Here is an 11,979-nt window from a genome sequence, read left to right as displayed (position 1 = left end):
GCGCCCACCAGCCACACCAGCGCGAACGCCGGGTCGATCGGCGTCATGCGGCCGGCGCCATCCAGCCAGCCGCCCCCGCGCAACGGCAGCCAGGCCACGAACAGCGTGCCCAGCACGATCAGCAGCATCTGCACCTGCAGGCGCGAGGACGCCAGCCAGCGCAGCAGCCAGGCCGCAGCCACGCTGGAGCCGTCCAGCAGCGCCTCGAAGCTGCGGCGGCCGTCCAGGCGGTAGATGAACGGCACCCGGCCCGGGTTGGCGCGCTGATGCGCGCGCAAGGCCAGATAGAGCAGGATGCCGGCCGTGGTCGCCACCAGGCTCATGACCAGGGGCAGGTTCACGCCGTGCCAGACGGCCAGGCTGTATTCCGGCATGTCCTGGCCCAGGATGCTCTGTGCCGCCGTCGCCAGGAACGGGCCGATCGTCAGCCCGGGCACCACGCCCACCAGCAGGCAGATGGCCACCAGCAGCGCGCTGGGAAACAGCATCCAGCGCGGCGGCTCATGCGGCGCACGCGGCAGGTCGGTAGCCGGGGGGCCAAAGAACACTTGCAGGATGAAGCGCAGCGAATAGGCCACGCTGAACGCGCCCGCGATGGTAGCCACCAGCGGCAGGCCGATCTCGGTAATGCGGTCGCCGCTGACGAAAGTGGTCTCGGCGAAGAACATTTCCTTGGACAGGAAGCCGTTGAGCAGCGGCACCCCCGCCATCGATGCGGCCGCCACCATGGCCAGCGTCGCCGTAATGGGCATGGCCTTGTACAGGCCTGAGAGCCGGCTCAGGTCGCGCGTGCCGGTCTCGTGGTCCACCACGCCCGCGGCCATGAAGAGCGAGGCCTTGAAGGTGGCGTGGTTGATCATGTGGAAGATGGCCGCGACCAGCGCCAGCGTGCTGTTCAGGCCCAGCAGCAGCGTGATCAGCCCCAGGTGGCTGATGGTGGAATACGCCAGCACCCCCTTCATGTCCTGCTGAAAGATGGCCGCGTAGGCGCCCAGCACCAGTGTGATCAGCCCCGCCCCGCCGATGATCCAGAACCACTCATCGGTACCGGACAGCACCGGCCAGAACCGCGCCAGCAGGAACACGCCTGCCTTCACCATGGTGGCCGAATGCAGATAGGCGGATACAGGCGTGGGCGCCGCCATGGCGTTGGGCAGCCAGAAATGGAAAGGAAACTGGGCGCTCTTGGTCAGCGCGCCCAGCGCCACCAGGATCAGGACGGCCGGATACCAGGGGTCGGCGCGCACCAGGTCGCCGGCGGCCAGCACCCGGTCCAGGTCATAGCTGCCGACGATGTGGCCCAGTATCAGCACTCCGGCCAGTAGGCACAGTCCGCCCCCGCCCGTGACCGTCAGCGCCATGCGCGCGCCGCGGCGCGCGTCCAGGCGGTGATGCCAGTAGGCGATCAGCATGAAGGACGCCAGGCTGGTCATTTCCCAGAACATGACCAGCTGGATCAGGTTGCCGGACAGCACCACGCCCAGCATGGCGGCCATGAAAGCCTGGAAGAACGAGAAAAAGCGCGGCACCGGATCTTCCGGCGACATGTAGTAGCGGGCGTACAGCACCACCAGCGCGCCCATGCCGGACACGATCAGCGCAAACAGCCAGGCATAGCCATCCATGCGCAGCGTGAACTGCAGGCCCAGGGCGGGCGCCCAGGGCATGTCGAAGCGGACCACGCCGCCATTGGTGACTTCGGGATACAGGCTGATGACCAGCACCACACAGGCCAGGGCGATGAGGCCTGCCAGCCAGGCCTCGGCATTGCGGGCGTTGGATGGCAGGAGCGCGGCGCACAGGCTGCCGGCGAACGGCAGAGCGAGGATCAGGATCAGCGACATGGCGTTCCGAGAGTGTCCGGGCCCCCTCCCGCCAGCACAAGGCAGCGAAAGACGCACAGACCGGGGATTGAAAAACGGACGGAACCCTGGCCCGGTGCGTCGCTGCACTACACGTTGCCCCGCGGGGGACATCAACCAACGCCATTGAACGGCGCAGACAGAAACAAACGCAATAGCTTTCTTGCAAGACCGGCCAAGAATCTCATACGAAAAATATCAGATTCTTGTAAGTTATGCAGAGATTTATGTGTGTACCGAGCGGATGACAGCACGTTCGATGCGCAATCCTTGCGCAATTGAAATATTCCCGAAGCTATTCATGTCTTTGTCAGCATTGGGTTTTTTCATCTATTGCGGTCTTCTCCAGGCATCAACGCCATAAATAAATAACCCTGGGCAAGCCGGGGTCTCTCCGGGTTGACCGCGGGAAATTTACTGTGTGGAATGGCGCCCATGAAGCACAGGCCGCGCCAGCATCCCGGCGCGGCAAGCTTCACCGACGTCGGCCCAAGAAGCCGGCCGGGTCGGAAATTCAAATAATCTGGAGAAGACTCTTGACCATGCTGTCCCAAGCCAAGGCCGTCCTGGCCGCCGCCATCGCGGGCCTCTGCCTTAGCACCGCCGCGCAGGCCGCCGACCCCTACCCCAACAAGCCCATCCGCCTGATCGTTCCCTTCGCCGCCGGCGGCACCACCGACATCGTGGCGCGCATCGTCGCCGAGGGCCTGACCCGTGAGCTCGGCCAGGCGGTGGTAGTCGAGAACCGCGGCGGCGGAGGCGGCTCCATCGGCGCCGACGCCGTGGCGCGCTCCACGCCCGACGGTTACACCCTGGGCGTCGCCACCGTCAGCACCATGGCCACCAATCCGGCCACCAACCCCAAGAACCCGTACAACCCGCTGAAGGACTTCGCCCCCATCACCAATATGGTGAACGTCCCCAACGTGCTGACGGTCAACCCGGCCGTGCCAGCCAAGACCCTGGCCGAGTTCATCGCCCTGCTGAAGGCCAACCCCGGCAAATACGCTTACGCCTCCTCGGGCGCGGGCGGCATCGGCCACCTGGACGGCGAGCTGTTCAAGTCGCTGACCAAGACCGACATGGTGCACGTGCCCTACCGCGGCTCGGGCCCGGCCCTCAACGACGTGATCGCCGGACAGGTCAATGCCCAGTTCGACAACCTGCCCTCGTCCATGCCCCACATCCAGGCCGGCAAGCTGCGCGCCCTGGCCGTGGCCGCGCCCAAGCGCCTGCCGGCACTGCCGGACGTGCCCACCTTCTCCGAAGGCGGCCTGCCGGAAATGGACAACATGGCCTGGTACGGCCTGGTCGCGCCCGCCGGCACGCCGCAGGCCGTGATCGACCGCATCCATGACGCGACCGTCAAGGCACTCAAGGATCCGAAGATCATGCAGCGCCTGGCTGACGGCGGCTCGTTGGTGGATGGCAACACGCCTGCCGAGTACGCCGCCCAGATCAAGCGTGAGCTGGAGCTGCGCCAGCGCATCGCCAAGGAACGCAACATCCAGTCGACCAACTGATCGTCCACGGCACCGCGCCGGCCCGTCTTCGGGGCCGGCCATACCCGAGAGCCGGCCTTCCCAGGCCGGCTCTTTTCCTGTTACCCGCGCATTTCCGGCAGGCGTGCTTTCTCGAGGCCCGGCCTTGACTGCAATCGCCCCGGTGGTAGCATGTGCGACCGTGCGATCCCATTTTTCTCCCATCCCCTGCGCCGCCTGCGCGCTTTGCGCCCTGCGCTCGACCCTGTTGAGCTCGCAGGAAGTCGCCGCGCGCTCCGCCTACGCCCGCTCCAAGCCCGGCTAATCGCCCGCTTTTCCCCTTCCTGAGCCTTATCCCGGCCCGCCGCCGGCTGCCTGCGCACATCCGCGCTTTCCGCAGCCTTGCTGCTGGCCGGCGCCAGCCCTGCCGCGTGGCCGGGCCCCAAGCCTCGTCTCTTTATCCGCAAGCCGCCGGAGGCTTTCGGCCAGGCCACGCACCGACCTATACCAAGCGCCATGCAACTCACCAAGAATTTCGTCAAAGCCAAGAACCCCTGCGCGGGCGGCTACAAATGGTTCATCCGCGACCACAACGGGCAAGGAGACTACCAGGCCGTGCTTGACGCCTTGGTCGCCGACGGCCGCGTCAGCGACGCCTGCTGGCTGCTGGACCAGTTCGGCCCCACCGACGCCGTGCTGCGGCTGGATTCGGTCGACGCCAACGCCATCGTCTTTGCCGGCACCCTGGAAGTACGCATGGGCATCAATGTGGACAGCGTGGTGCGCGCCGGGCGCAGCATCGTCACCGGCGGCGGCATCCGCGCCGGCGAGACCATCCAGGCGGGCGAGAACATCACCGCCGGCGCCACCATCGCCAGCGGCGGCAACATCCGCGCGGGCGGCGACGTCATGGCCGACTGGGGCATCGAGATCGCCACCCGCCTGGATTGCGGCGGCAACGTCCGCGCCAAATGGGACATCTGCGCCGGCCAGGACCTGGCCGTGACCGGCCACCTGCATGCCGGACAGGACGTGCAGACGCAAGGCGCGATCAAATGCGGCCAAGGCATCAAGGCCGGCGGCGACGTGCGCGCCGAAAAGGAAATAGACGCGGCCTGCGGCATCCAGGCCGGTGGCTCCATCCAGTGCGGCGAGCACCTCGCCTCCGGTTGGGGCCTGATCGCCGGCGAGGACATCCGCGCCGAAGGTGCGATCCGCGCGGGTGAAGGCGTGCAGGCCGAAGGCATCATCGAAGCGGGCGCGGGCCACGGCATCTACGCCGGCCTGAGCGTGCGCCTGGACGCCTGGGCCGCCTGCGCGCGGGTCGTGGCGCAGAGCCGGCCCGAACAGTTGGTCAGCGGGCACTGGCACGACCAGGACAGCGCCGCCTACGCATAGCGGCTGCCCTGGCGCAACGCCGCCTACTCTGGCTTGATGTTCGCTTCCTGCATGCGCCGGCCCCAGGTGCCCAGTTGCGCCTGCACGAAAGCCTGCTGCTGCGCCTGCGTGTTCGGCGCCGCCGTCATGCCCAGGGCGGCAAACTTCTGCTGCACCTCGGGCCGCGCCAGCGCGTCGTTCACTGCCTTGTTCAAGCGCTCCAGGATCGGTTGAGGAATGCCGGCAGGACCGGCCAAGCCGACCCAGACCACCAGGTCAAAATCCTGGTAGCCCGTCTCGGCGAACGTCGGCACGTCCGGAAAATCCGGTAGCCGGCGCTCCGTGCTGATGGCCAGCGCCCGCAGCTTGCCGCCGCGCAGCAGCGGCGTCGCGACCGACAGGTCGGCCATCACGTAATCGACCTGCCCTCCCGCCAGGTCCGTCAGCGCCGGCGGCTGGCTCTTGTAGGGCACGCCTTCGGCGCGCACGCCCGCGATGCGATTGAAGGCGGCCGCGCCGACCTGCCCGCCGGGCGAACCGTAGCCGTAGTTCAAGGAACCCGAGGCAGCCTTCTTCACGAACGAGGCCAGGTCCTGGTACGGACCATCGGCGCGCACCAGCAGCAGCATGGGCATGGTGGTGAGGCGCGACACGTGGCTGAAGTCCTTCTGCGCGTCGTAGGGCAGGTTCTTGAACAGGCCAGGATTGATGGAGTTCAGGGAACTGCTGGAGATCGTCAGGGTATAGCCGTCGCCCGGCGAACGCACCGCGTACTCAGTGCCGATCAAGCCTTGGGCGCCAGGCTTGTTTTCGACGATCACGTTGGCCTTCAAGTCGCGGCGCAGCTCTTCCGCGATGATGCGGGCGCTGGTGTCGGTGGCGCTTCCTGGCGAAAAGGCCGCGACGATCTTGATGGGCTTGTCGCCGGGATAGCTTTCGGCCTGCGCCGCGCCTTGCGCGGACAGGCCCAACACGGCGCACGCCAACAGCGCGAATCGAATCGTTTTCATGGTTTTGTCTCCTGGTTTTATGGGTACTGCTATCTATGCGCTACCGCTCTGATGGCGGTGTCGTCGCATTCATCTCGCCCAAGCGCGGCGGGCCTCGGCGTATGGCTGCGGGAGTGTCCGACAGCTTTATCGGTATGCCCGGCCCGTGGTAGTCGTCACGCCGGACCACCATCTGGCGGTGCTCGGTATGCGCGGCGGCGGCCACCGACGCCATGTCCAGGATGGGCGCGGCGGGCACGTTCTGCGCCAACAGTTGCTTGCCGAACGCGTCTCCGTCGACCTGCGCGAATGCCTGGGCCAGGGCCGCGTCCACCTCGTCGCGATTGACCACTCTTTGCCCGTTGGACTTGTAGCGCTCGTCCTGCGCCATCTCGGCCATGCCCAGCTGCCCGCACAGCTTGGCAAACAGACGGTCATTGGCCACCGCGATGAACAAAGGGCAAGTCCGGGTCTGGTAGACGTTGTAGGGCACGATGTTGGGATGACCGTTACCGCTGGGCCGCGGCGTATTGCCCGAGGCCAGGTAATTGGCCAGGAACGGATGCGCCACGGACACGGCGGAATCGTAGAGACACACGTCGGCCATCTGCCCGCGCCCGGTGCGATGGCGGGCCTGCAGCGCCAGCAACACGGCAATCGCGGCATTCATGCCGGTGGTGAGATCGACCACCGGCACCCCCAGCCTCAAGGGTTCGCCGCCCGCCTCGCCGTTGATGCTGAGCAGGCCGGCCATGGATTGCACCGCGGCGTCGTAGCCCGGCAATTCGCCCAGCGGACCATCGTCGCCAAAACCCGTGATGCGGCAATGGACCAGCCGCGGAAAGCGCTCGGTGATGGCGGACGGTTCGGCCACGCCCCAGCTGCGCAGCGTGCTGGCCTTGAAGTTTTCGATCAGCACGTCGGCGGTTTCGAGCAATTGCCAGAACGTCTCGCGTCCGGCCTCGTTGTTCAAGTCCAGCACCATGCTGCGCTTGTTGCGGTTCACGGCGCGGAAATAGGCCGAACTGCCATCCACGAACGGAGGGCCGAAGCCGCGGCATTCATCGCCCTCCGGCGACTCGATCTTGATCACGTCGGCGCCGTGGTCGCCCAGCATCTGGCCGCAGAACGGCCCTGCCAGGACGCGCGACGCGTCGATCACGCGCAGGCCGGCCAGTGCGCCGCCGGCATCGCTGCTATGCATGTCTGTCTCCTTTCCGTTTCAGGGCTCAGGCCGTGGCGCGGGCGATCAGCCAGCTGAATTCCCTGCCCTGTGCGCCCGCCCGCGTGCTCATGCGCAGGGCGAGCCGATGGTTGTGCGCATCCAGCGCCCCCTCAAGCAGGCCGTTCCAGGCTTGCGCCACGCAGGGGTGGGCATCGGCCACGCCGTCCATCAGGTTCCAGCCCCGTTGCGTCACGCGCACGCCGTCCGGGGTTTCGACCAGCTCGCAGGCATCGCCCTGCGCTTGCGCCAGCGCCGCCATGAAGCGCCCGAACTGCAAGGCGGAGGCATCCTGCGCCACGCCCAGCGCCTGCGCGGTCTGGTGATAGAACTGCATGCCTATCATTCGTCCGGTCAGGTGCAGCAGGCCGGCCGCTTCCTCGGGGCCCCACAGGTTCACGGCCACGGGCAAGGCGCTGCGCACGTACTCCATGGCGTAGTTGCGGCTGGCCTTGGCCAGGCGCGTCGCGGGCCAATCCGCGGTGGGCAGCGTGGGCGCGGCCGCGGCATCGAAATCGGGCGCATCCTCATTGCGACAAAAGCGCAGGCGTTCATGCGGCTGCAGGTCGCGGTCGTATTCGTAGTAATAGCCCTCGAGGCCGGATTGGCCGTCGACGGCCTGCTTGGTGCATACGAAGCCCAGCCGCGGGTTGTTGAGCGAGACGCCATTCTGCGCGTGCCAACCCGCCAGCATGGCGCGCGACACCTCCGACGGTATCGCGCATAGCGCGGTGCCCGACCAGATCCAGCGCGGCGCGGAATAGCGTATCCAGGCCTTGCGGTCGGACTCGTGCATGTACTGCACCGCCACGCCGCCGATATGGTTGGACAGATAGTGATACTGCGCCGCCGCGACGGCGGGTGGCAGATGCGCGATGCCCAGCTTCTTCAGGCCCGGCAGGAAGCGCTCGTTGCGCTGGCGGCAGAAGATCTCGTAGACCAGCTCCGCCGCGCGCGCCGTGCCGCGGCGGGTCACGGCCGACAGAACCATGCCCGTGAAGAACGCGTGGTACCACTCGGAAACCGCGCGCCAACCGCGCTCCTCGGATTGCATATCATGCATGGCCATTCACTCCGGTGGGAACCGCCACGGAACCGGGCAGCAGGGATTGCATGGACGCGACGGCGAAGTCGGCGATGTCGCGCGCAATGGCCTCGCGATCCGCCTCCGATTCCCCGGTCCTCGGGCGATACCACATGGTGGTCCAGTTCAAGGCGCCCAGCAGCGGCTTGACCTGCAAGGCCGGGGGGCCGCGCCGGAAGTCGCCCGCCGCCATGCCCGCCTCGATCACGCTGCGGAACAAGGACTCGTAGCGGTCGCGCTGCCGCACCAGCTCTTCCAGTTCGGCGCGCTGGCCCGCGGTGGTGCGTCCGGCCAGATGCAGCTCGACGCCCTGCACCGTGACGCGCTGGTATGGCAGATGCGCCATCATCAGATGGGTGTGGGCATGGGCCATGTTCCACAGCCGCTGCGGCGGCGACGCGGCAGCGTCCTCGGCCAGCGGCGTCAGCGCATCCAGGTTCAATTGCATGGCGCGCCGGTGCACGGCGAAGAACAGGTCGGTCTTGCTGCGGTAGTAGTAATAGACGCTGCCTTTCGTCACGCCGATCAGGTCGGCGACCGAATCGATCGTCGTCGCGGCGAATCCCATTTCGGTGAAGGCCTGCGCGGCGGCGTCCAGCAGTTCCACCTGCCGCAGCGGCATTTCGTCGTAAGGAATAACGGTCTTGGCTTTCATGATGTTCCTAGCGTTGCGCGGCCGCGCCGGCGCTTTTCTTGATGGCGCGGGCCAGGACCACGCGCTGGATTTCGGAGGTGCCTTCGTAGATTTCGGTGATGCGCTGGTCGCGGTAGCAGCGCTCCACCGCGCTGGGCTTTACATAGCCGCGCCCGGCCAGGATCTGCATCGCGTCGTCCACCACGCTGTGCGAGGTTTCGCTGGCCAACAGCTTGGCCATCGCGCCCAGCGTGCCGATGTCCTGCCCCGCGTCGTAGGCCCGCGCGGCCTCGTAGGTCATCATCCGCGACGACGACAACGCGGTGGCCGCATCGGCCAGCTTGAAGCCCACGCCCTGGTGGTCGATGATGCTGCGCCCGAAGGTCTGGCGCTGCACCGCGAAGTCCCGCGCTTCGGCATAGCTGCACAGGGCAATGCCGTTGGCCTGGGCGGCCACCACCACGCGGCCGATGCTCAGCGTCGCCAGCGCGAGCTTGAGCCCTTCTCCCAACGCCCCGACCACGCTTTCCGCGCCGACCCAAGTGTCCACTTTCAAGTTCGTGGTGGTAGTGCCGCGTATGCCCATCTTGTCTTCGTAGTGGTCCACCACTACGCCAGGCGCGTCGCGGTCGACCACGAATGCGCTGATGTTGTTGCGCGCGCCCGCCTCGCCCGTGCGTGCGAACACGATGAAATAGCGCGAATGCCCGCCGTTACCCAGCCAGCACTTTTCCCCCCGGATGCGCCAGCCATCGCCTTCAGGCACCGCCGTGGTCGACAGGGCCGCCGCATCCGAACCCGCGCCGCGCTCGCTCAGGGCGAAATTGACCGCATGGCCATCACGCGCCAAGCCGCCCAGCAGCACCATCTTCTGTTCGGCTGAACCTCCCAGGATGACCGGGAAGGCGCCCAGCGACAGCGCCGCCAGGATGGCGGCCGTGGAGGCGCAGCCCTGGGCCACGGTCTCCACCACCGCGACCAGCGAGGTCAGCGATGCGCCTGCGCCACCATATTCGGCCGGAATAAAAAGGCCGGAAATCCCGCTTTCCCGCAAAGGCGCCAGGTGTTCCACGGGGTAACGCTGATCCCGGTCGATCGCGGCGGCGACGGGCGCAAAGGCCCGCGACGTCAGCTCGGCGGCCTTGTCCCGCCAGGCGCATGCTTCCGGGTTGAGTGAGGGATTCCAGATCACGGACATCGTTGTCTCCAGCAACATACTAATCAGTATTTAGTGAGTTGAACGAGAACATACTACTTGGTATTTTTCTTCGATACCTGGGGAAAACCCGGGATGTAATGAGGAGGCTCCGCAGGCGGACCCCAGTCCGCCCGCAGAGCGCCAGCATCAAGCGGCTGCGATCGCCTCTATGCAGCTTTCGCCTGCGGCGCCGGGCTGCGCAGCACCAGCATCAGTCCCAGCAGGATCGCCCCCATCCCGCCCAGGCTGAGCGCCGACAGGCGGTTGCCCAGGATCAGGTAATCCAGGGCTGCGGTGCCGGCCGGGACCAGATAGAACAGGCTGGTGACGTTGACCAGATTGCCGGCCTGGATCATGCGGTAGAACAGCAGGGTCGCGCCGACGGATATCACCAGCCCCATCCAGATCAGCGGTAAAACGAAGCCCGTCACCCACTCCACATGGATAGGCTGGAACGGAACGAACAGCAGGCACAGCGCCAGGCTGACCACGTATTGCAGCGGCATGACGTCCATGGGCGTCTGGCGCAAGCGCTTCTGCAGCATCGCGCCGCTGGTCATGCAGAGCAGCGCGGCCAGCGCATAGACCATGCCGGCCGCGGAAAAGCGCGCCATGCCTATGCTCTGGTAGACCACCATCACCAGCCCGCACAAGGCGAGAAACAGGCCGGCCAGGCGCGGCCATGAATAGCGCCTTTCCATCACGGCCAGCGTCAGGATGGGCTGCGCGCCCAGCAGCGTGGCCAGCACTCCCGGCGTGATGCCGTGGTCCAACGCCAGCAGGTAGCAGATGGAGTAGCCGCCGATGAGCATCAGGCCCGTGGCCGCCACGGTCAGGCGCGTGCCTGGCGCGGGCAGCCAGCGTCGCCGCCATACGCAGATCAGCAGCAGTACGGCCAGAGCCAGGATGAAGCGCAGCAGCAGGAAGCCGAACGCGGAGGCGTGGGACAGCCCCCATTTGGCGAAAATCGCGCCGCCGCTCCACAGCAGCACGAACAAGGAAGTGGAGCCATAGGAGGTCCACGCGGTTCTATCGAAAGACATGAGGTTTCTACCTGTCGGGGTATTAACAGGCTCCGGCTCCGCCCGCGCAGGCGCACGCAAGCGTGCGCTAGACGGATGCAATACGCATCAAGACGTCTGGCAAATCTGCAGGGGAAGGGACTGGAGTCGCGTTGCGGACGGCGTCAGCCGACGACGACCGCGGAAGGCGGGTAAGCGCCCGAGACCACGCCGCAAGGCGGCGCGACCGGCGGCGATACCACCGTGGACACGACAGGAGAAAAACCGGGGGAAACTGCGGAGTGCCGGGACGACACGCGCGCGCGCTCATCGGCTGCGGAAGCAGCGGATGCGAAGTCGGCGAGGAGCGTGTGATCAGGCATGGGGCGTAGCCTACCGTCTGCGTGCAACTTGGTCAAGCGATGCGGCGCTGCTCCACCCCCATGTCGCGCCACGCTTCGCCATGGCAGGTGAACATCAGGATCTGGTGGCGCGTGGCCGCGTCGAACAACGCGCGCTTCATGAAGTCGCGCCGCGCGTCGTCGGTGTGGACCAGCGCGTCGTCCAGCAGCAGCAGCGTCGGCCGCCCTGCTTCGCGTAGCAAGTCCGCGTAGGCGAAGCGGGCCAGGATGCCCAACTGCTCGCGCGTGCCGAAGCTGAGCGCGGACAGCAGGTCCTCGCCGCCGGCGCGGCGCAGCGCCATGGGCAGCAAGGCTTCGTCCAACCTCAAGTCGGCCTCGGGGAACAGCAAGGCCAGGTAGTGGTTCAGCCTGCGCGCCAGCGGCGCCTGCAGGCGCTGGGTGGCGGCGGCGCGCTTGTCCGCCAGCAGCTTCTGCAAAAGTTCCAGGGCGGCCGCCCGCCGGGCGAAGTCGCCGCGCCGCCGTTCCAGCCGTTCGCACGCGGCCTCGGCTTCGGACAGGCGTTCGCCCAGCCCCTGGGCGCCCGCCTGGTCCAGCTTGCCCTGCAGTTGCAGGATTTCGCCGTGGCGCTTGTGTTGCGCATCGCGCTCGATGGCGGCGGACTTCTCGTAGCGCTGGACGTCCTGCTCGACCAGTTCGGGACGATGGCCGGCCAACGCCGCCTGCGCTTCGTAGGCGCGCCGCTCCAGCTCGTCATGGCTGCTGCGCGCCT

General features: G+C 66.9%; 10 protein-coding genes. 2 read left to right on the top strand and 8 right to left on the bottom strand.

All coding sequences use genetic code 11. The annotated features are described in order from the left end of the window. Positions 1-1,844 (bottom strand): proton-conducting transporter membrane subunit (locus tag VIR09_RS15840; RefSeq protein WP_332013732.1); only part of this gene is annotated, 1,844 nt, incomplete at its 3' end. Positions 1,845-2,404: 560 nt separating this feature from the next. Between VIR09_RS15840 and VIR09_RS15835 the strand changes: the two genes are divergently transcribed. Next, on the top strand, positions 2,405-3,385 hold the full coding sequence (locus tag VIR09_RS15835) for a tripartite tricarboxylate transporter substrate binding protein BugE (protein WP_332013733.1): 981 nt from the start codon (positions 2,405-2,407) through the stop codon (positions 3,383-3,385). Positions 3,386-3,859: 474 nt separating this feature from the next. Next, a complete protein-coding gene (locus tag VIR09_RS15830; RefSeq protein WP_332013731.1) occupies positions 3,860-4,741 on the top strand; it encodes a hypothetical protein in 882 nt (293 codons plus the stop codon). Positions 4,742-4,764: 23 nt separating this feature from the next. Here VIR09_RS15830 and VIR09_RS15825 read toward each other — a convergent pair whose 3' ends face one another. The 7 genes from VIR09_RS15825 to VIR09_RS15795 all read right to left on the bottom strand — a co-directional run. After that, positions 4,765-5,730, bottom strand: a complete 966-nt coding sequence (locus tag VIR09_RS15825; protein ID WP_332013730.1) for a tripartite tricarboxylate transporter substrate binding protein — start codon at positions 5,728-5,730, stop codon at positions 4,765-4,767. 40 nt (positions 5,731-5,770) lie between these two features. Then, positions 5,771-6,913: a CoA transferase gene (locus VIR09_RS15820; protein ID WP_332013729.1), complete on the bottom strand. Its 1,143-nt coding sequence runs from the start codon at positions 6,911-6,913 to the stop codon at positions 5,771-5,773. A gap of 25 nt (positions 6,914-6,938) precedes the next feature. Further along, positions 6,939-7,994 (bottom strand): hypothetical protein, encoded by a 1,056-nt coding sequence (locus VIR09_RS15815; protein WP_414639435.1) that lies wholly within the window; start codon positions 7,992-7,994, stop codon positions 6,939-6,941. Next, a complete protein-coding gene (locus tag VIR09_RS15810) occupies positions 7,987-8,670 on the bottom strand; it encodes a TetR/AcrR family transcriptional regulator (protein ID WP_332013727.1) in 684 nt (227 codons plus the stop codon). Before VIR09_RS15810 ends, VIR09_RS15815 begins: the two co-directional genes overlap by 8 nt. A 7-nt stretch (positions 8,671-8,677) precedes the next feature. Then, positions 8,678-9,847 carry an acyl-CoA dehydrogenase family protein gene (locus VIR09_RS15805; protein WP_332013726.1) on the bottom strand — a complete coding sequence of 390 codons (1,170 nt, stop codon included), beginning with the start codon at positions 9,845-9,847 and terminating at the stop codon, positions 8,678-8,680. A gap of 167 nt (positions 9,848-10,014) precedes the next feature. After that, positions 10,015-10,890: a DMT family transporter gene (locus tag VIR09_RS15800; RefSeq protein ID WP_332013725.1), complete on the bottom strand. Its 876-nt coding sequence runs from the start codon at positions 10,888-10,890 to the stop codon at positions 10,015-10,017. Between the two features lie 373 nt (positions 10,891-11,263). Next, a partial coding sequence (locus tag VIR09_RS15795; RefSeq protein ID WP_414639434.1) for an ATP-binding protein occupies positions 11,264-11,979 on the bottom strand: 716 nt, incomplete at its 5' end.

It is taken from the genome of Achromobacter sp. (assembly GCF_036567245.1).
Classification (GTDB): Bacteria; Pseudomonadota; Gammaproteobacteria; order Burkholderiales; family Burkholderiaceae_B; genus Achromobacter.
This window is presented reverse-complemented; position numbering and strand designations above follow the sequence as displayed.

Excerpts from the sequence above, each read along its gene's own strand:
- VIR09_RS15800 (WP_332013725.1), bottom strand. The coding sequence starts at position 10,890 with ATGTCTTTCGATAGAACCGCGTGGACCTCCTATGGCTCCACTTCCTTG.
- VIR09_RS15810 (WP_332013727.1), bottom strand. The coding sequence starts at position 8,670 with ATGAAAGCCAAGACCGTTATTCCTTACGACGAAATGCCGCTGCGGCAG.
- VIR09_RS15805 (WP_332013726.1), bottom strand. The coding sequence starts at position 9,847 with ATGTCCGTGATCTGGAATCCCTCACTCAACCCGGAAGCATGCGCCTGG.
- VIR09_RS15825 (WP_332013730.1), bottom strand. The coding sequence starts at position 5,730 with ATGAAAACGATTCGATTCGCGCTGTTGGCGTGCGCCGTGTTGGGCCTG.
- VIR09_RS15830 (WP_332013731.1), top strand. The coding sequence starts at position 3,860 with ATGCAACTCACCAAGAATTTCGTCAAAGCCAAGAACCCCTGCGCGGGC.
- VIR09_RS15835 (WP_332013733.1), top strand. The coding sequence starts at position 2,405 with ATGCTGTCCCAAGCCAAGGCCGTCCTGGCCGCCGCCATCGCGGGCCTC.
- VIR09_RS15815 (WP_414639435.1), bottom strand. The coding sequence starts at position 7,994 with ATGCATGATATGCAATCCGAGGAGCGCGGTTGGCGCGCGGTTTCCGAG.
- VIR09_RS15820 (WP_332013729.1), bottom strand. The coding sequence starts at position 6,913 with ATGCATAGCAGCGATGCCGGCGGCGCACTGGCCGGCCTGCGCGTGATC.